This window comes from Neisseria sp. HMSC070H10 (assembly GCF_001837635.1).
GTDB classification, from domain to species: domain Bacteria; phylum Pseudomonadota; class Gammaproteobacteria; order Burkholderiales; family Neisseriaceae; genus Neisseria; species Neisseria subflava_A.
Genome location: NZ_KV833360.1, coordinates 1 through 19,660 on the forward strand (window position 1 = coordinate 1; position 19,660 = coordinate 19,660).

Here is a 19,660-nt window from a genome sequence, read left to right on the forward strand (position 1 = left end):
CATTGGATACCGACAATGGAACTTTAGGCACGACAGTCTTACAAGCATTGGCGAACAGCAGGACGTTAGACAACGAAGCTGAACGTATTGATTTTTTAAAACAGGAAAGTTTTAAACCACGTTATGAGGATTGGGTTGCCAATCTATGCGGGAACTTGGGCTATAAAACCAGACGCGCCCTATTTAAAAACATGATGAGCGGGGATATTTGGCTGCACAACGGCTGCCTGAAAATCAGCCCGAGCCACCATGTCAAGCTGGAAGCGTGGGATGCCATTGATGCAGACGATGTAATTTTATCATTGGATAACAGCCCTGAAGAAATCGGAGCAGGTTTAAGGTTGGCATTGAGCCGCTGCCGATAATATTTGACAAAAGGTCGTCTGAAAGCCGGAAAAATGTTTCAGACGACTTTTTTATTAGACTCAAGCTCGCGTGCGTGCGTACCGCGCACACCTTAGCTGCAGATTTAATGTGGGCTACGACTTGCTAAAGATAAAGTTATTAAGGAACTTGTCAAATATGGAAAAAATTGAGAAATTTAAATCTGAATTATTAAATGCCATCTTTCAATATACTCAATGCATATCTATTTTTGTCTATAAGAAAAAGATATATTATTTGATTGATTATAAGGAAAATTTTATATTAAACATGAAATTAGACTTAGATTTGGATTTTAAAAACGGTAATATTACGTTAGAACAATATCAGGATGAAATGAATAGTTATTATTACCGAAACGGCATCTGGCAATTAACTAAGGACAATTTTGAAAGCTATCTTCAATCAGATTCAGTCATTGTATTAAAAAAGGATGAATTGAAGGAACTGATGTTTCAGGGGTTTACTTCTGATGAAGCGGTAAGGTTATATTCCGTTGTCGAGAATAAGCTGTCGTACAATGATCCTATCTCAGACTCTGGCCAGCAAAGTGATTTCTTAAAAATCAATCAGATTTCTTCGAGACTGCCGTTGTTCTATATTAATTTTGATACGGAAGTTTACCTTCATATGGATTGGGACAGATGTCATGAAGATTATGTTTATGACGGCTGGTTTTCAAAGGCAATGGATTTTGGGTATTTAATACCAGACGAATTTTGTTATTGGAAAATTGAAGGGCGGGATTATTGGAAATTTGGACAATTATAAAGATAAGCAAGCCATAGCTTGTATGAATTCAAAAGGCCGTCTGAAAACAGCAAAACCGTTTCAGACGACCTTTATTTACCTGTATAACAACACACATCCTGAGACCTTTGCAAAATTCCTTTTCCCCCAACAGCTGAACCCCAACACAGGCTTTTGGCTGTCAGTAAATAGGTGAAGAGAGGTATTTTGCAGGGTCTCAGCTATTATCAAATTTTATTATCTCTTCCTTATAGCTCATTTGACGATACTGTTTTAAAACGTATAGCTTATCTGAAAACCGCTTGCCCATTTCTTTGATTGGAAAAAATCGGGTTTTTTCAATGCGCGGCCGGTAAATATATCGTAATGTAGGTTTCCGCCAAGCTTCATTTGTCCGCGTATCCCCATTGCTGTACCAGCTAAAGTTTGCCCCAACAACCATTGAGCGGATTGTCCTGAAACATGTCCCACATCAGCCCCAAAATAAAGTTGATGGCCTGGTTTAAATTGCCAACTCAAATCGTTGCGCCAATACCAGCCTCGCTCAGCCGACAAACTCATTTCACCATCAAAGCCACGCACGGTGTAGCGCCCACCGATCGCCAGTTTGTCTTGGGATGTGAGCAGAGTTTTGTTCCACTGTGCGTAAACAGATGTATCGTAGGCAAATAGCTGTTTACCGATTTGAAAAGGAATGTTTACATCAGCCGAAGCCGTCCAAATTTTCATACGTGACGAGCCTTCGTTAAAGGCTTCTTCGGGTGCGCGCAGAGCATCTTTCATGCCGGTACCGCGTTTATATTTCAACTTAAAATCTGCCGTACTGCGGCCGATATATTCTTTGTGGGAAAGTTCTGCCAACCAACCTGCAGTTTTACGCCTTTGTACAGTCAGTTCGGCATCATCAATATAGCTTTTTGTTTCCCTTGTCCACAGTTTTACACCGAGATAAGTTTTGCGTTTGGCATCACGATACAAAAGACGGTTGAAGCCGAAATCAGTATTATAACTTTTCCCATTATAATCATACACTTCTGATAATCCGGCAACTGCCTGATGGTAACGGTAGCCGTTATGATTGAATGCCCATGTCCATTTGCTGAAAGGAACTGAATAATGTACTGCGTAATTGTTCGATCCGCCTTCTTTGCGATGGCCGTCAAAATTTTCCTCATTGGGTGTATCGCCAATTGAATGTCCATAATTTACATAAAACATATCACTCAGTCCAAAAGGATTGTCAGCAGAGAAAGTGATATTTCCTTGATATTTCCCCGTTGCTTTACTGCCTGAATTATCCACGCCTACACTTACACGGTAGGGCAACAAACGTTGCTGCCATTGCAGCACAACATCACTTTGATTTGGTTCGTCCTCTACGGGAATGATTTGGATATCGACTTCTGCTGTTGGGAGCCGTTTGAGATTTTCAAGCCCTTGTTCTAAATCACGCAGATTCAACAGATTGTCTGAGCGGGAGGGAAATTTGTTTTGGAATGCTGCAATGCGTTCAGCATGGGTTTGGGCATCATTAGATCTATCGATTCGTATGAAGCGCAGATAGCCCGGCATCAGTGTTAATTGAAGCTTGCCACTATTCAAATTTTGTGGCGCAGCCAAAATACGTGTCGTGGTATACCCCCTGCCGATCAAAGCATTTTGCGCCAAAGACATGATTTGATTGATATCGCCCGCATGCAAACACTTGCCGGGAACAAAATGTGTTTGGCGCAAAGCCTGATTGAGCGCAAATCGAAATTTAGCGGCTCCTTTACCTACCAATTCCACTTCAGAAATAGGAAAGCATGGGCTTGCTTCATCCGAATTTGCATTATCTGCCTGTGTTGCCATCTTCTCCCTACCTGTATCAGCATCATCTAAACGCACATCTTGTTCAGGCAACATCTGTTCACGCAGCTGCTTCTCCCGTTGACGCTGGAGAATATCCTGTTGTTGTGAAATGGCTTCGGGAGTGGGAGCGGCTGATGTTGGGACAGGAAAGGCAGCTATCAATGATAGGAATAATAGTGATAATGGAGGAAATATGGCTTGGGAGGAAAAGAAGGGGTTCATAGAATTAATTAAGTTAAATAATGTAAGTGGACAATTATAGTAATGACCAAAAAAAGACCTTATATTAGCTCTAGCAGATGAAAACTCGGTTGTATGTTTATTCATCTTACATTAGGCGGTTGCATATGGCAATTTCAAATGAAGTGTTACGACACATTTCATTTATCCGGTAAATTTCCTGCCATGCCTTATGCAATAAAATGTTTCGCACAATTGGGATGGCTTTCAATAGTCGGTATCGGTAAAAATAAATTTTTCGTCGGTTACATCAAATCCTCAAAAGCTCGTCTTCATCATTAATCACGATATGCTTCAGAATCAGTCCTTTTGAATCCACTGGAAGCAGGTAACGTGGATCAGAGTTATCAAAGTGCCGTCCTGATCCGTTAAAGTCATAAAGAATGTTTGGCTTCATCCCCGAAATATCATGGGTATCTCGTGGTTCAGAGATCTCTCCTTTCCATTCAAAGCACAATGTCGCCGATCGATTTCCAAGCTCGTGTACTGGGACTTCGCCAAACGCGCCCAAAAAATTCATCCCACCATCGTACTCCGTAATTTTAAATGGGGGTATCAAACCTGCGGTTTGCTATTAACATATCAAACAACCTATCAATGTGTTCACGCTGTAGTAAAAGTATTAGTTTTCCTTATGTGTTATTTTTCATCCCAGCCCATGTTAAACACCGATCAAAATCGACAAAGGCAGATATTTTGTCTAAATAGCTCCAGTTTTAAGAGCTGTCAGCTACTAGATTGAATAGTACTAATTTTTCATAAATAAAAAAGCCCGCCGTAGGGGGCAAGAGAAAAATAGGCATGGCAATTTTGCAGGCTGCCGAAGGTGCCGGAAAAGTTGCCTAAGTCTGTTTTTCTCTTGGGGGCGTGGGGACGTTTCTGCCGAACCTTGAGAGGCGGTAACGGGGCTGCGGCGGGCGTTTTTTTCCGTTAATTTCCCTTCAGCATATAAAGGTCGTCTGAAATCGCCGTTTCAGACAACCTTTATATCTTAGTCATTGTAAATAACCTGCTCTACCGTCCACCATGTATGCGGATAAATAGCCTTGAAATCTTCAATTTCCCATTGAATTTCTTCATCATCAATACCTGTGTCATAGATATATTTTTTGTCAGAACCTATAAAATGTGTTGCTCTTATACAACCTTTTCTAATGCTCACTTCAATTTCAGAAACATTATCCAACATCAAAAACTTAATTAGGGCTTCGGTATCCAGTCGCGTTTCAGCGGGAATTTTACCTTTGAGGCATTCAGAAAACATTTTGTCATACGTTTCACGCGGCAATAATGCAAATGTTTCCGTCATTGTGCCTACGCTATAATCATGACAGGTATCCTTTAACAAATCATAGGTTAAATCTGAACTGCCTTTTAATGCAGTTGCAAAAAGTTCGACACAATCATCAGCCGTTAATCCGTCATTCAGTGAATCCATATGCCTCCACATCCGCATAAAAATTTCTCGGATTTCCTTCGGGCTTAATGTCGAAACCTCATTTAAAATACTGTCAACTTTATCCACTTTTTTCACATCTTGAATCATCACGCTTCTTCCTTTCCTTAAAACAAGACCAACTGTTCTTCCAAAGTCAACAAAGGGGCGGTAATCTTCGTTTCTCTATGGTGTTGCTGTTCTGCATCGAAAGCGGCTTTTTTGTCAGCGGCAATTTCAGCTTTCATATCGTCTTCAAATCCTCCACGCAACCAATGCACTGTCCGCCAAGCCGTATGAAATTCAAGTTTCAAACTGTCGCCATGTATGATTTTTGCGGGAATACCGTAAAAATGGCATTGCACAAAACACATCCACACACATAAAACATCAATATCTACCGCAACCGCTGCCATATGTAAGCTTGGAATTTTTCCGCTATCGGCGATATGTTCGGCGAAAGCAAGCAGATTCGCACCACTGCCACAACATGGCTCAAGTAAAGAAACAAATCTTTTATTCGCCAGCTTCTCCACCGTGTCGATTCCTGCCAGTCTTGCCATCACTCTTGATATAGACATCGGCGTAAAAAACTGTCCGTTACGCTCGTTCGACGCTCCCAAGTCCATATAAAGTTCGCCCAAAAAATCTTCGTAGTTTCCGACTTTCACCGCTCGAATACAGCCCGAAGCCAAAACGCCTAATAGCTCAGGAAAAATTTTAAAAGCCTCTTCTTTATATTGTCGTCGGATAACGTGGTATCGCTCTTCACGATTTTCCCAATCTTCATTCCGAATATAGCTGTTTAAAACGGCAATCGCTGCCAGCTCGACAAAATCACGAAAAACATCAGAGGGTTTGTATGCAGCACCAAACGAATAAATACGTTTTTTCAGCTCTTTAACAGTGTTTTCCATCTTCTTGCTCCCTATGGTTTCAGACGGCCTTTACCGCCTAAAACCGTGTACCATTACCACCAACTGTCATAAAACACTGCTTGTCCCGTAGCTATTGCTAGACGGGCATTAGCAATAAAGTTTTTAGTTTCTGTAATGTCTTCGGGATATATCTCATCGTCTCCAAAGAAAAAAACCGGCGTGTATTCCAATTTTTCTTCATTTAAATCAGATTCCAGACGGTCTAAATCTTCAAGTTCTAGCCGAACAGTGCAGCAATTAAAGACTTCAGCTTTTCCGCCTTTTTGACGATATAAGTTTTCCATCCAACCATGAAGATGGTTAAATTTTCGCCAGTAGGCAAAATGATTCAGTGCTGCTTCTTCGCGTTCATCTTCACTCACATTCACATCGGTTTGACGGTCGCCGACAAACTCGGCTTTCATGGTATAGCCATACATATCTAATCCCATCTGATAGTCCTTTCATAAATGTTCATTCATAAATAAACAACCATCGGGGGCATCTGCCGCCGTGTTGTGATGTCGTTAAAAATTTCAAAGCGCAAAAAGTCCAGACTGGCTTTGTGCGGCTTTCATCTTTGTCCGGTGCGCCTTCTGTGGCGTGGTGGAAAAGGTGGAAGACGTGCAGAGACACTTGTCTTGGTCTGGACTTTTTGCGCTTTGAAATTTAGACATCAACCAACAACACGGCGGCAGATGCCCCCGATGGTTGTTCAAACCTTCAGCCGCTTTGCGGCGTTTCCGCCTTGTTGGGCGGAATTGAAAAACGCATTTAGTGCGTTTTTTGGCACTCGTTGCCTATCCTGCGTTGTAGTTAAATTTAGTGTTGTACTTATGAAATCTCCCTTTTTGAAGGGTGGATACGCGCCGATTGGAAAGTATTAGCTCAACTATTAGAATATTTATTGGATTCAAATAGATTGAAATTAGATTATATTTAGATTGATATAGGCTTAATAGATTTAGATAGATTTAAAATAGATCAATTTTTAGATTGATTAAATGGATTTATTAGTTTAATATTAGATTATATTAGTTTATCAATAGAAATTATTAGATTTAGATGGCTTGATTTTAGATTGGAATTGGATATGAGTATTTCGGTAGAAGAATTCATAACTGAGCAGGAAGAAAAAGGACGACGTTCTAAATTAGAGCCGTTCAAAACAGACATCCTGTTGCTTAAACAAAAAGGCTTTTCTCAAAAACAGATTCAACAGTTTTTGACGGAAAACGGTCTCAAAGTTGGATTGACGACAATTAACTGGTTTATCAAAACACGTTCAAAATCAGAAACAGTCCATAAACCGGAAAACAGCAAAGTGGAAGTTCAAAAAGCTCCGCATCTACAAAATCATTCGCAAAAAAATGAATCGCAAAATTCAAAAATACCGGCAAATGGCTCATCTGAAACAGCAGGCAAAGGCAAGTTTGACTGGCAGAGCAAGATTGATCCAGAGGCATACAAATGAAAAAGCCGTTTGATTCACTCAGACGGCTGTACCAACAATAACGAATTATTTAATCTGCTCGACTACCAAGCCCTTACTTTCAAGCAAAACTGCTGCCTTACGGTCAAAAGTAACGAAACACGACGCTCCCATCATGCGTCCCAAAAACTCGTTGACTCCATCGGCAAAATCGCCATTGTCTTCCATAATTGCAAACCCCGCTCCCAGCTCGTCATCCTGAATAACTAAATTGGGAATAGATTCGGAAAAACTTCGAAGTTGTTGCAAAACAAGGTTTTTTTCCATTTTATAACTACGGGTTAAAACCCATACGCATTCTAAAAATACCGTGGTTGGCACAATCACACTATCGGCACTTTCCAGTAATTCCAATGCCTTATCTCTTTGTACCAAATCGTCATCAACGAACAACCGTACCAAAACATTGGTATCAATAGCAATCTGCCTCATTTGAGTTTCAATCCTTCAGAACCTGCCGTTGCCCCAGCATCGGCAATAGCTTCGTTCAGCTCGTCAATGGATAGATGGACATCATGCGGGTTGCCCAAACAACCGGCGAAATCCCTAAATGATTTGTGAGAAACAGTTTTCTTCTTTTTTGCCCGTATCCGCAGCTCGCCGTTAGGCAGTTTGCTGACATGGATTCTGTCTCCGGCAGTAATGCCCAAATGCAGCAAAAACTCTTTTTTCAGAGTAACCTGATTTTTAGCGGTTAATCTCAAAGCCGTTCCCATGATTAATCTCCATCAAACAAGTAAGGTAACTTTACCTTACTTTGTATCTCGTCTCAACCCATTTATCCACAAAACCTGTACATATCTCTCCCTCAAAAAGAGTCTATATCCTCTCAAACGTCAATATCCATCTACATCCATCATAAATTGCACAAAAAACAGTCAGGCGCGAGCCTGTAATATTTTTTGATAGTGGTCTGTGAAGGTGATCTTTGTATAAAGGCCGTCCTATACGGACAAAGTGCTATGTCCTCTAAAGCCAAAGTTCTTTGCTCATTATGTACAAACATAATATTTTCAGATACTTATATTCAACATTAAAACTTATTCTTTAAATTTGATTCGGATAAAAATAGGTAAACGAAGCAGAAAAACAGCCCATCACATCTCAAATTGTTGAGAGAAACAGACAAAACAGCCTTTTAGGCGGCATATCTACCGGCAAAAAGCGCAAAAAAAGCTGCCGGAGCAGCTTTGGGGCATGGCTGTGCCAACAGCCTGATGATGGTTACTGTTTTTTCTTATAGTAATTTTGGAGATTTTGACGATGAGGGTTGTCAGGATTCCGCTGTCCGTCTGTATCTGGAGGATGAACGGATTGTTTGATTTGTGCCTCATATTCCGCGAGTACCTTAAGGGCTTTTGCTTCAGGTATCGGCTGTGAGGGGATAGGCGATCGGTCGGATGCGTAGAAGCCTGTCCAGCCGTTTAGAATGGCTTTTCGCATAGCAGCTTCCAAGTCGTAATTTTTATTTTTGAGGTCTTTGAGTTGGTTGAGTAGGATCTTTTTCTGCTTAATTGTGACTGACTTGCCTTTTTCGGCACGCATTTTGAGAAAGTCATCCCAAAGGGCAAGATTGATCCACTTTTCAAGACGGAAATTGTCGATGTCGAGATGGTAACGGCTGTTGAATTGCGGCACTGGTTTACCTTTGACAAGATAGCATAACTCTAACAGACGCTCTTTATTGAGCTGCCAGTGCATCCTGCCGTGTACACCTGCACGTCGGCATTGGATAATGCCTTTGCTGGATAGGAATTTTCTTGCCTTTTCATAGCCACGTCGTGTCAGTCCGAACTCATCGAACAGCTGGGAAGCGGTTTTATAAAACCAACCCTGACGTTTTGGTTCTTTATCAGCCACGTCGCTCCACCAAAACAGCCCTGACAATAATGTCGTTGCCTGAATATTGGAGCCGCACAAAAGCCCGAACTCGCGGTAAACCACGAAGTCCGTTGTTATGTGGTGGCGGATTTCGGCTGTGAGCATTGTTATTTGGTTTCAAACCGTTCTGGATAAAAAAGATGAACCTCCGTGAGTCCATCTTCTCTAAATAACTCAACCAGCTTTGCTGCCAAATCTCTATTCGGGATTTGTTTCGCTCTTTCAATTCTGGAAATATTCCCACTATCGCTGCCAACCAATTCGGCAACTTGTTCCAACGTCAGTTTTCGCCCTAGGCGAGCTAATTTTAAAGGTGAAGTCATAATCTGATTCCTACTAAAAACTTTTTTATTATGCGTTAAACGCAGAAAAATAACAAGGCTATTCTGCTTTCACAGCTTTGATGTATTTCACGCAGAATTAGAGAATGCAAGAATGGATATTGGACAAAACATTCGCGCTAGGCGAAAAGAATTAAAAATGACTCTTGAGCAATTAGCTCTTGAAATTGGTTCGGATACTGGTAACCTCTCAAGAATAGAAAGAGGTCAACAATCCTTGACTACTGAAAAGATAAGCGTAATTGCTAAAGCCTTAAACTGCTCCCCTGTTGACTTGATCTCATCTCATATAGCAAAGGATATTTCTCTTCCATCTGGCTACCATAGGATTCCTTTGTTAAATAAGCAGCAAATATTAGATTGGGATAAAATCCAAAGTCATGTTGAATTTTTAAAAATCGACGAATGGTTGATAACTGAAGAAACAATTTCAGCACAATCTTTTTCATTCGAGATAAATGATTTAAGCATGAGTCCGGATTTTCAGGTAGGCGATAAGATTATCTTAGACCCAACTTTGCAAGCCGAAGCTGGAGACTTTGTTTTGGCAACAAGTAATGGTCAGGATATTTTTTTCAGGAAATATCGTGCCCGTGGCATTATTGATGGAAAAAAAGTTTTTGAGTTATATCCATTAAATGAAGATTTTGAAATTTTCCATTCTTCCCACTCTGAGTTGAAAACGTTGGGGGTCATGGTTGAGCATCGAAAATATAGAAGAAAATAATTACACCTATCTTCAACCTGAATAATGATTTGCAAGGAGTTTCTGTAAATCCAAAGTTATTCTTGAATGAATCACTCTGTTATTCAGGAATAGTGGCCAATGCTCACGGATAATCTTCAACTGCCTAATAAAAAGGCCGTCTGAATTTTCAGACGGCCTTTTTATTTTCATTAAAATGCAAATTTGCACTTGACGCAGAAGATAATCTGCTTATAATGCAAATATATTCTGCAAATAACGCAGAAAGATCTTTAAATATTTGGAATGAAGCAACCGGCCTTCGGAGATGTTTTGGCCTGAAAAGACTGAAACATCATGCGTAAAAAAGGTGATCGAGCCTTTGGGTAAATCGGACAAACGGTTGCAGGCAGCATCTGACCTGCCAAAAAAAATGCCGCGCATCCGGGTTGCCCAGTGGGGTCCGGTAACAGGCGGCAAGTTGGACGTATTTTTTAATCGGGACGTAATCCCGATGCAGCAGCGATAATCTGCGGACAAGCTGCAAAGTACATTTTGATTTTTATATTCCCCGCCGTGAGCGGGTATTTATCGGAAAAGTCCGATAGGGCAAATGCCCAAATGTTCAGACGGCGCTACCCGTCTTTAAACATGTATCCAAATCCAAGCCCGCTTGTGCAAGAAGCGGGTTTCCGTTTGGGTTCATCTGAAATAATCAGACAAATTATTATAGTTCAAAGGTGTCATTATGACAAATATGATAAAGGCTAAGATTAAAGAACTGCAAAACAAGGCAGCAGAAATCAGTGAACATTTTGAAAACCAATCGTCAGTTTATGTGCGTTCGGGACAGGATATTTTTGAGGCGAACCGTGAGAATCACGATGACGCATTCCTCGCAGTGCGCGTCGCAAATGAATACTGGTGGAAATTCGAGTGGTTTCTAAGTGACAGTGATCTTTGGAAAGATAGCAATTTTGACGATATTGAAGAGATTGCAGAGGAATTTGAGGGTAGGTTTGCGGGATTTTTTCGGGAGAGTTGAAAACAAGGTTGTCTGAAAACGTGCTTTAGACAACCTTTTCTACCACCTTAGTTCACATTTGGAGATGATGGATAAGTGGACTGCTGCAATAAAATCAGACTGTCTATAATTTTAACATGGGCGTTGTTGCATTCTTTCTATATATTCCGGGGTTGGAAAGAGTACGATAGGCAATCGGTTTTGACAACGATAGCCATCGGTTTTCAGGTATGGATTATATCGGAAATGATTATTTGGTTATCCGTGGATGTCGGCTCATGCTACGGCTGCTCCTCATGGTTTAGGTGATGGATATTCCTGCATCTCTACTTTGATTGGATAGCTAAGTATGAATCGGTAACAGGTTGTATCATCTTTTCGTATGGCAATACTACCTTGACTTGTTTTGCAGTCGGAATAGCTGTACGCATCCAACATGAGTGGCCAGCGATCATATTCGGCAGCTTTATCATATGCTTTGATAAGAAGCCCCTACATCATACAAAGTGTTATTGCATAGATACCTTTTTTAAAAGATTTAAATAACGGGGCATTTCTACCCTCTATCATGAGTTTGAGTATATGCCACAAGATTGGAAGTGTTAAAAACGTAATAGCAGTGATGATAGTCCATACAGAAATTGAATAGTTAAGATATTCGGGATAGATCCCATATTTGTGATTGAAATGATGGATCGAAAATATTTTGGCAATAAATAATGCAAGTGCTGAAGAAACAAATAGTTTCCACGTCCATTTGAATTTTATTGAGATTTCACTATGGTTTTCCCATAGCTGCCAAGCGGAAAATATCACGCATAAAAAAATAAACAGAGGCATACTTTTTATCAAAAGCGAGCCATAAACAACACTGATAGTAATATTTTCCAATAACTCTTTTTGATTGTTTTCATGGGTATTTCTTGTTTCGTGTAAAGAGAAGATGTGGTAATCCAATCTTAACACGGGTAGAGAAATGCCCGCCTATTCTCAAGGTCGTCTGAAAATGGTTTCAGACGACCTTCACTTCATCTAAAAGCGAAAGGAAGTAACATGAAAAAAATCCGCAAGCCCGTTAAGCAAATCATTATTGGTACTTATCATAGTATGAGAGCCGCATCTAAACAGGTTGATCTGTTGATGAGGGGTAATGGTGATTTGTGTGTGAATATCGTTCAGGATGGATGTAAGTTCCAAGTTCGCACAGTTGTTTGGCAATGAAAAAGCCGCTTTCATTCAAAAGCGGCATTTAAGTTGAGATGAAGGATCTCGTAGGGGTACGCAGATTATCCTTTTTTTCGTCTTTTATTTCAATATGGAAAAGGTGTGTGTATGAAAAAATCTTTGGGTTTGTTAATTGCGGCGTTACTGGGAGCAGCTCCGGCGACTTATGCTGACGATGTGCTGACAGGCGATACGCGCTTGGCGTGTGAGGCAATTTTATGTCTGTCATCAGGTGATCGTCCAAGCGAATGTGCGTCATCTATTAGACGATATTTTTCGATTCGCCACAAAAAATTGGGCAATACGATCAAGGCGCGTCGTAACTTTTTAAAAATGTGTCCAAGTAGTTCGGAAAGTGCCGAAATGTCGGGTTTGGTTGATGCAATTGCAAATGGAGCTGGCCGGTGTGATGCTCAAGAGTTGAACCGTATGATGCGTTATTCAAGGTTTGAGAAGGTATGCGAACAAAAAAACAAATATCGCTTTGGCCGACAATATACGTTTGATGAAAATTGCCAGATGGTTAAAAAGTTTTACGTCAGACCTGATAAACCGGAATACTGCAAGGCTTATTACGACCACGGATGGACGACTGCGGGCGATAAAGTTCGATATGTCGGCGAAGAGAAGAATGGTGGTCGCTGGGTAGATATTCGTTAAATCTTCACTCCTGCTTTACATAGGCATAAATGTTTAGCAGCTTCGGCAGCCCTGCTATATAGGGCTGCTTTTTTTACAAACACAAACTTGTTCAGGGACGAGCAGGTTTCTTTTTGTAAAAAATCAATTGAACAAACGAAAGGTTATGCCATGAAAGAAGTCCATTTTATTGCACAAGGTAAAGGCGGCGTTGGTAAATCAACGATTGCAAGTTTTTTAGGTGACTACCTCAAAGCAAAAGCCAGTGGAGAGCAACTGCATTGCTTTGATACTGATCCCGTAAATCCTTCTTTTAGCCGTTTCTCGGCGTTAAACCCTGAAGTAATCGATATTTTAAATGACAGTAATAATATTGATTCCCGCTATTTTGATGGATTGATTGAGAAGCTGGTAAACGAGGAAGGTATTGCTGTCATTGACAACGGGGCTGCTACTTTTGTGCCATTGATGTCTTATATGGCAGAAAACGAAGTACCGTCCTTCTTGGCCGAAAACGGTATCCGCATGATTATTCATGTACCACTTGTAGGTGGACAGGCTCTTGATGACTGTATTACAGGTTTGGTGCAAACGTTAAATGCTTTACAGGCTGAAGTGGTTATTTGGCTTAACGACTTTCAAGGTGTGGTAACTAAAGATAAACCGTTTGAAGAATTTGGTGTTTATAAGCAATACAAGGATCGTATTATCGGTGTGGTACATATTTCACATCGCAACCCTGATACGTTTGGTGCAGATATAAAGGAAATGACAACCAAAAACCTGACTTTAACTGAAGCACAAAATTCAGGTGAATTTGGCTTGATGCCTCGCCAACGTCTGCGTACGGTACAGCGTGAGTTGTATGAACAACTGGATCAAATAGAGTTTTTGGCTACTCAACGCCAACCGGAAAAATCAGAGGCATGATATGGGAAAAGCAGAAGTAGATGCCATTATTGCCGACGTGTTCCGGGTTTCAGGTATCAAACTTACAGCAGACGACCCGGTTATTGCTATTCTGTTGGTACAGGAAAGCCGGCTGAAAGCCTTGTTTGAAGAACAACGTAACCGTACTCGTGAGGATTTTGACGGAATTACTGCTGAAATCGAAGAACCGTTGAAAACGGCGGTTCAAATTTCTGAAGATTTAAAGACTTATCGTGAACAGATTATGGCAGATCTTCTAGCAGGATATGGTAAAGAGCTAGCTGAAAGTGAAGGCAAGTTGTACGCCTCAATCCAAGCCAAAATTGACAAACAAATGAAGGGATACCTTGACGAAGTAACAACGAAGATAAACCGGTCATGGTTAGTTGCGGCACTGATTTTTTTCTGTTCCATACTTGTTCTGAAATTTGTTTAGGGAACTTTATGCTGATAGAGAAGAGTGTAGAAGTTGTTACCGTAAAAGTAAGCGCCTTGTTTAATCCAAAGGATGATCAGTTTCCTCACTTCCGTCTCGTTCCACTCGAAGTAGCCAGGCAGGGTTATCTCTGCCTGCTGTTTTATATCGACCGAAACAACTTTTTAGTGTTGGAATCCCGTATCAAGCGATATGCGGTAGTTAGACGGCTGTCGCTACTACAGGAAAACGCGCCCTACACGGTTTATGAAATATCGAGGTAATCCATGAAGACATATGACGTGAAAGAAGCGGCTCAATACTGCAAATGCCATCCCGAAACCATACGGGAACATATCCGCTCCGGCCGTTTGGCAGCCTCCATGCCCGGACGGAAATACTGTATCACGCAGCCCGCACTTGACGCATTTATAAACGAACTGGAAAATGCGCGGATGCTGGCTTCACTCGAAAGTAGGAGTGAACAAAAATGCCGATCTATAAACGCGAAAATGGCGTCTATTACATTGACATCACAACGCAAAGCGGTCAAAGAATTAGACAATCTTCTCGCACCAAAGACAAAAATGAAGCCCAAAGGCTGCATGACAAACTGAAACATGAATTGTGGCAGCAGGAACATTTCAACGAAAAACCGAAACGACTGTGGGATGAAGCGGCAGTTCGGTGGATTGAAGAGATGGGGGACAAGAAAAGCATCAGGGATGACATAAGCCGTTTGCGCTGTCTAGTTCATTTCAGAGGTATCTTCTTGCACCATATGAGCCGTGATTTCATCATGCAGACTATTAACCGCATGACTTGTTCGGACAGTACCAAAAATCGCTATCTTGCCTTAATCCGATCGATTTTGAATAAGGCGGAAAAAGAATGGGGCTGGCTGGACAATGTGCCGAAGTTGAAACTGTATCGTGAAGCCAAACGCCGTATCCGTTGGCTGAAGCATGAAGAAGCCCAAAGGCTGATTGATGCCCTGCCGGAGTATTTAGCTGATATGGCAGTGTTCAGCTTGGCGACAGGCTTGCGGCAACGCAATGTACTGGGGCTGAAGTGGTCGCAGATCAATCTAAGCCGCAAGACGGCATGGATTGAGGCCGACGAAGCCAAAGCAGGACGCGCTATCGGCGTTGCCCTGAATCAGACGGCACTCGGTATATTGGAAAAACGGATGGGCAAACATCCATCTTTTGTTTTTACTCTACCAAACGGTAAACCCGTGAAAAGCATCAGTTCGCGTATTTGGAAAAATGCATTGTCTCAGGCAGGCATTGTTGATTTCAGATGGCACGATCTGAGGCATACATGGGCAAGTTGGTTGGTACAAGCCGGAGTTCCGCTCGCCGCTTTGCAGGAAATGGGTGGTTGGGAAAATGTCGGGATGGTTCAGAAGTATGCCCATCTAGCCCCCGAACATTTGCACGGACACGCGGCTATATTGGACAGTGTCGGTCTTGGTTTCGACACAAAACAGGCACACCCCAATATAGGTGGTGGCTAAGAAAAAAGCCTAAACAACTGTTTAGGCTTAGGAAAAGTGGTGGGTCGTGAGCGATTCGAACGCTCGACCAACGGATTAAAAGTCCGCTGCTCTACCGACTGAGCTAACGACCCGATAAGCTGTGAATTATAGGGAACTTGTTTCTTTTCGTCAACTATTTTTTTGAAATTTTTTTCAAAAAACGTAAATTGGCTGTTATTTGGCGTTAATTCTTCCTTTTTTGAGCATTTATTATGTTATGATTTTTGGGTCTGTCAGTTTTGACGGATATTTTTTAGACCAAAGGATATACAACATGAAAAAATTATTGATTGCTGCAATGATGGTAGCCGGCTTGGCGGCGTGTACACAAGAAGCGAAAAAAGAAACCCAAGAGGCGGCTTCTGCTGTTGCTTCCGATGTAAACGCTGCTGCTGAAAATGCAGCTTCTGCTGTGGATGCTGCTGCTTCTGAAGCCAAAGGTGCGGCTGAGCAAGCTGTTTCTGATGTTAAAGACGCTGCTGCAGATGCTAAAGCAACTGCAGATAAAGCAGTTTCTGATGCTAAAGATGCTGCCGGTAAAGCGGTTGAAGAAGCTAAAGAAGCGGTTTCTGATGCTAAGGATGCTGCCAAAGACGCAGCTAAAGACGCTATGGGTAAAGCAGCCGATGCGACTCAAGAAGCTGCCGACAAATTGAAAGACGCTGCTAAATAAGCTGATGTTTGATATTTGAAAAGGCCGTCTGAAATGTTCAGACGGCCTTTTTATATCGGCAGATTATTTTTTCTCTTGCTGACGCGTATATACCAAAGAAGTCAGGATGGACGCACCCAGTGCGCCGAAGACGACAGACAGGGAAATGGAAATCGGGATATGTACCCAGTGCATAATCAGCATCTTGATACCGATAAAGCTCAATACGAAAGCCAAGCCGTATTTGAGGAAAATAAAGCGTTCGGCAAAGTCTGCCAGCAAAAAGTACATGGCACGAAGACCCAAAATAGCAAAAATGTTGGAAGTGAGGACGATGAAAGGGTCGGTGGTTACGGCAAAAATAGCGGGAATGCTGTCCACGGCGAAGATAACGTCGCTCAATTCGATCATAATCAATACCAGCAAAAGCGGCGTAGCGATACGTTTGCCGTTTTCGATGGTAAAGAATTTTTCATCGTCAAACTGTTGGCTGGTCGGGATGACTTTTTTGAGCAGAGTCAGGATCTTGTTTTGGGAAAGGTCTTCTTCAGCTTCGGCTTCGGGCTTCATCATGTGAATGCCGGTGTATAAGAGGAATGCGCCGAAGAGGTACAAAATCCATTCAAATTGTTGTACCAAGGCTGCGCCGATGAAGATCATGATGGCGCGCAGGACGATGGCGCCGAATACGCCATAGAGTAAGACGCGGTGTTGGAATTTGGGTTCTACTTTGAAGTAGCCGAAAATCATCAGGAAAACGAAGATGTTATCGACGGCAAGGGATTTTTCGAGTACATAGCCGGTGAAGAATTCGAGGACTTTTTCTTTGGCGACAACGGCCCCGTAAGTCGGGTTGCCCGCCAGTTCAAAATAGAGCCAGCCTGCAAACGTGCAGGATACGGCCACCCAAATGCCGCTCCAGGCGAGGGCTTCTTTTATGCTGACTTTGTGGGCGCCGTTTTTTTTCAGCGATACCATATCGATGGCGATCATGATTAAGACGGCAATAAAGAAGATGCCGTAAAACATCGGCGAGCCGACGGACGGGTATTGGGTCATAAACAATCCTTGTGTGTGGGGTATGGGTAAGGTTTACCAAGACAGGTAGAACATCGCCTTGGCAAAAAAGACGATAAACAGCATATGGCTGAATACGACGGCATGTATGTATTTCGACCAGCCGACGGTGAGGGTGTGCCGTGCCATTTTGACGACGGCGATGGCAAAATGTACCAAAACGCTTATTGCCAACAGGATTTTGATGCTCAGCATGATGCCGAAAGAGCTGTCGAATGGGTGGTGAAGTATCGGCAGGTAGCGGTTGTACACCATCACGATGCCGCTGATGAACAAGGTAATGACGACAGGCGGCATTACGCGGACGGCACGATAGGACATGGCACGTTCGACTTCGCGGCGCGATTCGCGCGAAACGCGGCCGGTGTGCAAAACGGAGAGAACCAGCATTTCGAAAAATACGCCGCCGACAAAGGCAATCGCGCAATAAACGTGGATGATGTGTGCCAGTGCGTAGATACTCATGACGGGTGTTTCCGGTAATTCAGACAAGTCGTCATTGTATCACTACCGAATGCGGTTGATGTATGCGCAATTTTATGCCAAATATATTAAATTTTATAAATATAATATTGGAATTGCCGTTTATTTTTGAAGTTAACCGTTCATCAAGAGCGTTATCTTAGTTTAATCTGTCTTTACTTATCAGAAAATATATTAATGAAAGGTTGTGCCATACTGCTCTATATACAGCTTAACCCCTGATGGAGAATCAAACCATGAAGAAAACTTTTGCAAAAACTGTGACCTTGATCATGCTGGCCGCTTCTTTGGGTGCATGTGCCAATATGACTCAAACCCAGCGCAACACTGCTGCTGGTGCGGTATTGGGTGGCGTGGCAGGTAACTTGATTGGTGGCGATACCGGTTCTACCTTGGGTGGTGCGGCTTTGGGTGGAGTTATCGGCAGTCAAGTTCATACCCGCTACTAATCCTTTATTCGGTTAAAAATAAAAAGGCCGTCTGAATGTTCAGACGGCCTTTTGTTTTGCGGTTTATTCGTTGACGAAGGTTACACCGGTCAGTTGCGATTGCAAAATGGCAGTGCGCAAAGCAGTCAGTGCTTTGGGACGGACAAAGTTGCGGCGATAAGCCAAAACGACACGGCGGTGCGGTGCAGTGCCTTCAAACGGGATAATGCTGAAAAGCATGTGGTCGTTTTCGGTCAATGCGGTAGCCGGCATGACGCTGATGGCCAGACCGCTGGCAACCATGTGGCGGATGGTGTTGATGGAGCTGCCTTGCAGGGTATTGGTCAAGCCCTGGATTTTTTGCTTGGAAGCCAATTCGGAACAGCTTGCCAACACTTGGTCGCGCATACAGTTGCCTTCGGACAGCAGCAACACTTGTTCTTCGCTCAAAAGCTGAGGCGTAACGGCATCGAGTTCTTCAAAGTGATGGCCTTTGGGAACGATGACGAAGAAAGGTTCGTCATACAGAGGCTCGGTTACGATGCCCGGCTCTTGGAACGGTTCGGCAACGACGATTGCATCGACATCGCCGCGTTTGAGCGACTCGGTCAGGATGTGGGTATAGTTCTCTTCCAGCATCAGCGGCATTTTCGGCGCGGTTTCACGCAGCGCGGTAATGAGCTTGGGCAGAAGGTAGGGGGCAACGGTAAAAATCAGGCCGAGTTTGAACGCGCCTTCCAATTCGTTTTGCTCTTCATTGGCAAGGTGCTTGATGAGTTCGGCTTCTTCCAGAACCCGGCGGGCTTGGGCGACAATGCGCTCGCCCGCTTCGGTCGTGATGATGTCGTTGCTGCTACGGTCGAACAGGGATACCGACAGCTCTTCCTCCAGCTTTTTGATGGCGATGGAAAGGGTGGGCTGGCTGACAAAGCAGCGTCGTGCGGCACGTCCGAAGTGACGTTCTTGTGCGACGGCTACGATGTAACGCAATTCGGTCAAGGTCATGTGTTAAGCCTTTTTTTGTTCCGGCAGGGTGATGTTCAGCTCAAGAACGTCCAAGCCGTCTTGTTTCTCTTGGGAGATGCGGATGTCGTCCAATGATACGTTGACGTATTTAGACAGGACTTCCAGCAGCTCTTTGCGCAAGGTCGGCAGATAATCCGGAGCTTGGCCTTCTTGTGCGCGTTCTTGCGCGATGATGATTTGCAGGCGGTCGCGCGCGACGGTGGCGGTTTTCGGCTTTCTGCCGAACAGCATATCGAGCAGTGACAT

General features: G+C 42.8%; 25 protein-coding genes and 1 tRNA gene. 13 read left to right on the plus strand and 13 right to left on the minus strand.

Annotated elements, in window-relative coordinates; translation table 11 throughout:
- The first annotated feature begins 2 nt into the window (after window positions 1–2).
- Both HMPREF2606_RS02075 and HMPREF2606_RS02080 read left to right on the plus strand, forming a co-directional pair.
- Entirely contained in the window at window positions 3–365 is a 363-nt protein-coding gene (locus HMPREF2606_RS02075; protein ID WP_083325209.1) for a contact-dependent growth inhibition system immunity protein, read from the plus strand.
- 157 nt (window positions 366–522) lie between these two features.
- Window positions 523–1,155 (plus strand): hypothetical protein, encoded by a 633-nt coding sequence (locus HMPREF2606_RS02080; RefSeq protein WP_070843229.1) that lies wholly within the window; start codon window positions 523–525, stop codon window positions 1,153–1,155.
- Window positions 1,156–1,407: 252 nt separating this feature from the next.
- Here the strand turns inward: HMPREF2606_RS02080 and HMPREF2606_RS02085 are convergent, their stop codons facing one another.
- The 4 genes from HMPREF2606_RS02085 to HMPREF2606_RS02105 all read right to left on the minus strand — a co-directional run bounded on the left by HMPREF2606_RS02085 (window position 1,408) and on the right by HMPREF2606_RS02105 (window position 6,029).
- Entirely contained in the window at window positions 1,408–3,207 is a 1,800-nt protein-coding gene (locus HMPREF2606_RS02085) for a ShlB/FhaC/HecB family hemolysin secretion/activation protein (protein ID WP_070843261.1), read from the minus strand.
- A 1,009-nt stretch (window positions 3,208–4,216) separates the two neighbouring features.
- A complete protein-coding gene (locus HMPREF2606_RS02095; RefSeq protein ID WP_070843230.1) occupies window positions 4,217–4,771 on the minus strand; it encodes a hypothetical protein in 555 nt (184 codons plus the stop codon).
- 17 nt (window positions 4,772–4,788) lie between these two features.
- Window positions 4,789–5,577: an N-6 DNA methylase gene (locus HMPREF2606_RS02100; protein ID WP_070843231.1), complete on the minus strand. Its 789-nt coding sequence runs from the start codon at window positions 5,575–5,577 to the stop codon at window positions 4,789–4,791.
- A gap of 53 nt (window positions 5,578–5,630) precedes the next feature.
- The gene (locus HMPREF2606_RS02105) at window positions 5,631–6,029 is read right to left on the minus strand and encodes a phosphoglycerate kinase (RefSeq protein ID WP_070843232.1); all 399 of its coding nucleotides are present in this window, start codon (window positions 6,027–6,029) and stop codon (window positions 5,631–5,633) included.
- 641 nt (window positions 6,030–6,670) lie between these two features.
- Between HMPREF2606_RS02105 and HMPREF2606_RS02110 the strand changes: the two genes are divergently transcribed.
- A complete protein-coding gene (locus HMPREF2606_RS02110; protein WP_070843233.1) occupies window positions 6,671–7,051 on the plus strand; it encodes a hypothetical protein in 381 nt (126 codons plus the stop codon).
- Window positions 7,052–7,096: 45 nt separating this feature from the next.
- Here the strand turns inward: HMPREF2606_RS02110 and HMPREF2606_RS02115 are convergent, their stop codons facing one another.
- From HMPREF2606_RS02115 to HMPREF2606_RS02130, 4 genes are all read right to left on the minus strand, one after another.
- Window positions 7,097–7,501 (minus strand): type II toxin-antitoxin system VapC family toxin, encoded by a 405-nt coding sequence (locus HMPREF2606_RS02115; protein ID WP_070843234.1) that lies wholly within the window; start codon window positions 7,499–7,501, stop codon window positions 7,097–7,099.
- Window positions 7,498–7,785: an AbrB/MazE/SpoVT family DNA-binding domain-containing protein gene (locus tag HMPREF2606_RS02120; RefSeq protein WP_070843235.1), complete on the minus strand. Its 288-nt coding sequence runs from the start codon at window positions 7,783–7,785 to the stop codon at window positions 7,498–7,500. Before HMPREF2606_RS02120 ends, HMPREF2606_RS02115 begins: the two co-directional genes overlap by 4 nt.
- A 508-nt stretch (window positions 7,786–8,293) precedes the next feature.
- Window positions 8,294–9,055, minus strand: coding sequence for a hypothetical protein (locus HMPREF2606_RS02125; protein WP_070843236.1), 762 nt, complete (start codon window positions 9,053–9,055; stop codon window positions 8,294–8,296).
- Window positions 9,056–9,057: 2 nt separating this feature from the next.
- Window positions 9,058–9,273 (minus strand): helix-turn-helix transcriptional regulator, encoded by a 216-nt coding sequence (locus HMPREF2606_RS02130; protein ID WP_049351607.1) that lies wholly within the window; start codon window positions 9,271–9,273, stop codon window positions 9,058–9,060.
- Between the two features lie 112 nt (window positions 9,274–9,385).
- Here HMPREF2606_RS02130 and HMPREF2606_RS02135 point away from each other — a divergent pair, with 112 nt between their 5' ends.
- The 8 genes from HMPREF2606_RS02135 (at window position 9,386) to HMPREF2606_RS02175 (ending at window position 15,727) form a co-directional block, all read left to right on the plus strand.
- Window positions 9,386–10,018, plus strand: coding sequence for a LexA family transcriptional regulator (locus tag HMPREF2606_RS02135; protein WP_070843237.1), 633 nt, complete (start codon window positions 9,386–9,388; stop codon window positions 10,016–10,018).
- 706 nt (window positions 10,019–10,724) lie between these two features.
- Window positions 10,725–11,021, plus strand: coding sequence for a hypothetical protein (locus HMPREF2606_RS02145; RefSeq protein ID WP_070843239.1), 297 nt, complete (start codon window positions 10,725–10,727; stop codon window positions 11,019–11,021).
- A 1,032-nt stretch (window positions 11,022–12,053) separates the two neighbouring features.
- Window positions 12,054–12,221, plus strand: coding sequence for a hypothetical protein (locus HMPREF2606_RS11025; RefSeq protein ID WP_168167216.1), 168 nt, complete (start codon window positions 12,054–12,056; stop codon window positions 12,219–12,221).
- 111 nt (window positions 12,222–12,332) lie between these two features.
- Complete coding sequence (locus tag HMPREF2606_RS02155) at window positions 12,333–12,884, plus strand: TrbM/KikA/MpfK family conjugal transfer protein (RefSeq protein WP_070843241.1); 552 nt, start codon at window positions 12,333–12,335, stop codon at window positions 12,882–12,884.
- Between the two features lie 150 nt (window positions 12,885–13,034).
- Entirely contained in the window at window positions 13,035–13,793 is a 759-nt protein-coding gene (locus tag HMPREF2606_RS02160) for a nucleotide-binding protein (protein ID WP_070843242.1), read from the plus strand.
- A 1-nt stretch (window position 13,794) separates the two neighbouring features.
- The gene (locus HMPREF2606_RS02165; protein ID WP_070843243.1) at window positions 13,795–14,229 is read left to right on the plus strand and encodes a hypothetical protein; all 435 of its coding nucleotides are present in this window, start codon (window positions 13,795–13,797) and stop codon (window positions 14,227–14,229) included.
- 266 nt (window positions 14,230–14,495) lie between these two features.
- Window positions 14,496–14,825, plus strand: coding sequence for a helix-turn-helix domain-containing protein (locus HMPREF2606_RS10585; RefSeq protein WP_083301548.1), 330 nt, complete (start codon window positions 14,496–14,498; stop codon window positions 14,823–14,825).
- On the plus strand, window positions 14,741–15,727 hold the full coding sequence (locus HMPREF2606_RS02175; protein WP_283122334.1) for a tyrosine-type recombinase/integrase: 987 nt from the start codon (window positions 14,741–14,743) through the stop codon (window positions 15,725–15,727). Before HMPREF2606_RS10585 ends, HMPREF2606_RS02175 begins: the two co-directional genes overlap by 85 nt.
- A 37-nt stretch (window positions 15,728–15,764) precedes the next feature.
- Here HMPREF2606_RS02175 and HMPREF2606_RS02180 read toward each other — a convergent pair.
- Window positions 15,765–15,840: transfer RNA gene (locus HMPREF2606_RS02180), tRNA-Lys, on the minus strand.
- 182 nt (window positions 15,841–16,022) lie between these two features.
- Between HMPREF2606_RS02180 and HMPREF2606_RS02185 the strand changes: the two genes are divergently transcribed.
- On the plus strand, window positions 16,023–16,421 hold the full coding sequence (locus HMPREF2606_RS02185) for an Ag473 family lipoprotein (protein WP_070645672.1): 399 nt from the start codon (window positions 16,023–16,025) through the stop codon (window positions 16,419–16,421).
- 63 nt (window positions 16,422–16,484) lie between these two features.
- On the opposite strand, the gene HMPREF2606_RS02190 is transcribed toward HMPREF2606_RS02185, so the two are convergent.
- Both HMPREF2606_RS02190 and HMPREF2606_RS02195 read right to left on the minus strand, forming a co-directional pair.
- Window positions 16,485–17,459 (minus strand): TerC family protein, encoded by a 975-nt coding sequence (locus HMPREF2606_RS02190; protein ID WP_070712192.1) that lies wholly within the window; start codon window positions 17,457–17,459, stop codon window positions 16,485–16,487.
- Window positions 17,460–17,492: 33 nt separating this feature from the next.
- Window positions 17,493–17,942 (minus strand): CopD family copper resistance protein, encoded by a 450-nt coding sequence (locus HMPREF2606_RS02195; protein ID WP_049330770.1) that lies wholly within the window; start codon window positions 17,940–17,942, stop codon window positions 17,493–17,495.
- Window positions 17,943–18,196: 254 nt separating this feature from the next.
- Here HMPREF2606_RS02195 and HMPREF2606_RS02200 point away from each other — a divergent pair, with 254 nt between their 5' ends.
- Window positions 18,197–18,409, plus strand: coding sequence for a glycine zipper 2TM domain-containing protein (locus tag HMPREF2606_RS02200; RefSeq protein WP_003684747.1), 213 nt, complete (start codon window positions 18,197–18,199; stop codon window positions 18,407–18,409).
- A 63-nt stretch (window positions 18,410–18,472) separates the two neighbouring features.
- On the opposite strand, the gene HMPREF2606_RS02205 is transcribed toward HMPREF2606_RS02200, so the two are convergent.
- Together HMPREF2606_RS02205 and minE are read right to left on the minus strand one after the other, a co-directional pair.
- On the minus strand, window positions 18,473–19,393 hold the full coding sequence (locus HMPREF2606_RS02205) for a hydrogen peroxide-inducible genes activator (protein ID WP_003749313.1): 921 nt from the start codon (window positions 19,391–19,393) through the stop codon (window positions 18,473–18,475).
- A gap of 3 nt (window positions 19,394–19,396) precedes the next feature.
- Window positions 19,397–19,660: a cell division topological specificity factor MinE gene (gene minE / locus HMPREF2606_RS02210; RefSeq protein ID WP_003680625.1), complete on the minus strand. Its 264-nt coding sequence runs from the start codon at window positions 19,658–19,660 to the stop codon at window positions 19,397–19,399.

What these genes read in the sequence shown, in the direction of transcription:
- HMPREF2606_RS02125 (WP_070843236.1), bottom strand. Translation starts at nt 9,055, where the DNA reads ATGCTCACAGCCGAAATCCGCCACCACATAACAACGGACTTCGTGGTT.
- HMPREF2606_RS02200 (WP_003684747.1), top strand. Translation starts at nt 18,197, where the DNA reads ATGAAGAAAACTTTTGCAAAAACTGTGACCTTGATCATGCTGGCCGCT.
- HMPREF2606_RS02185 (WP_070645672.1), top strand. Translation starts at nt 16,023, where the DNA reads ATGAAAAAATTATTGATTGCTGCAATGATGGTAGCCGGCTTGGCGGCG.
- HMPREF2606_RS02155 (WP_070843241.1), top strand. Translation starts at nt 12,333, where the DNA reads ATGAAAAAATCTTTGGGTTTGTTAATTGCGGCGTTACTGGGAGCAGCT.
- HMPREF2606_RS11025 (WP_168167216.1), top strand. Translation starts at nt 12,054, where the DNA reads ATGAAAAAAATCCGCAAGCCCGTTAAGCAAATCATTATTGGTACTTAT.
- HMPREF2606_RS02080 (WP_070843229.1), top strand. Translation starts at nt 523, where the DNA reads ATGGAAAAAATTGAGAAATTTAAATCTGAATTATTAAATGCCATCTTT.
- HMPREF2606_RS02105 (WP_070843232.1), bottom strand. Translation starts at nt 6,029, where the DNA reads ATGGGATTAGATATGTATGGCTATACCATGAAAGCCGAGTTTGTCGGC.
- HMPREF2606_RS02195 (WP_049330770.1), bottom strand. Translation starts at nt 17,942, where the DNA reads ATGAGTATCTACGCACTGGCACACATCATCCACGTTTATTGCGCGATT.
- HMPREF2606_RS02120 (WP_070843235.1), bottom strand. Translation starts at nt 7,785, where the DNA reads ATGGGAACGGCTTTGAGATTAACCGCTAAAAATCAGGTTACTCTGAAA.
- HMPREF2606_RS02205 (WP_003749313.1), bottom strand. Translation starts at nt 19,393, where the DNA reads ATGACCTTGACCGAATTGCGTTACATCGTAGCCGTCGCACAAGAACGT.
- HMPREF2606_RS02115 (WP_070843234.1), bottom strand. Translation starts at nt 7,501, where the DNA reads ATGAGGCAGATTGCTATTGATACCAATGTTTTGGTACGGTTGTTCGTT.
- HMPREF2606_RS02130 (WP_049351607.1), bottom strand. Translation starts at nt 9,273, where the DNA reads ATGACTTCACCTTTAAAATTAGCTCGCCTAGGGCGAAAACTGACGTTG.
- minE (WP_003680625.1), bottom strand. Translation starts at nt 19,660, where the DNA reads ATGTCACTGCTCGATATGCTGTTCGGCAGAAAGCCGAAAACCGCCACC.
- HMPREF2606_RS02145 (WP_070843239.1), top strand. Translation starts at nt 10,725, where the DNA reads ATGACAAATATGATAAAGGCTAAGATTAAAGAACTGCAAAACAAGGCA.
- HMPREF2606_RS02190 (WP_070712192.1), bottom strand. Translation starts at nt 17,459, where the DNA reads ATGACCCAATACCCGTCCGTCGGCTCGCCGATGTTTTACGGCATCTTC.
- HMPREF2606_RS02165 (WP_070843243.1), top strand. Translation starts at nt 13,795, where the DNA reads ATGGGAAAAGCAGAAGTAGATGCCATTATTGCCGACGTGTTCCGGGTT.
- HMPREF2606_RS10585 (WP_083301548.1), top strand. Translation starts at nt 14,496, where the DNA reads ATGAAGACATATGACGTGAAAGAAGCGGCTCAATACTGCAAATGCCAT.
- HMPREF2606_RS02160 (WP_070843242.1), top strand. Translation starts at nt 13,035, where the DNA reads ATGAAAGAAGTCCATTTTATTGCACAAGGTAAAGGCGGCGTTGGTAAA.
- HMPREF2606_RS02095 (WP_070843230.1), bottom strand. Translation starts at nt 4,771, where the DNA reads ATGATTCAAGATGTGAAAAAAGTGGATAAAGTTGACAGTATTTTAAAT.
- HMPREF2606_RS02135 (WP_070843237.1), top strand. Translation starts at nt 9,386, where the DNA reads ATGGATATTGGACAAAACATTCGCGCTAGGCGAAAAGAATTAAAAATG.
- HMPREF2606_RS02085 (WP_070843261.1), bottom strand. Translation starts at nt 3,207, where the DNA reads ATGAACCCCTTCTTTTCCTCCCAAGCCATATTTCCTCCATTATCACTA.
- HMPREF2606_RS02100 (WP_070843231.1), bottom strand. Translation starts at nt 5,577, where the DNA reads ATGGAAAACACTGTTAAAGAGCTGAAAAAACGTATTTATTCGTTTGGT.
- HMPREF2606_RS02110 (WP_070843233.1), top strand. Translation starts at nt 6,671, where the DNA reads ATGAGTATTTCGGTAGAAGAATTCATAACTGAGCAGGAAGAAAAAGGA.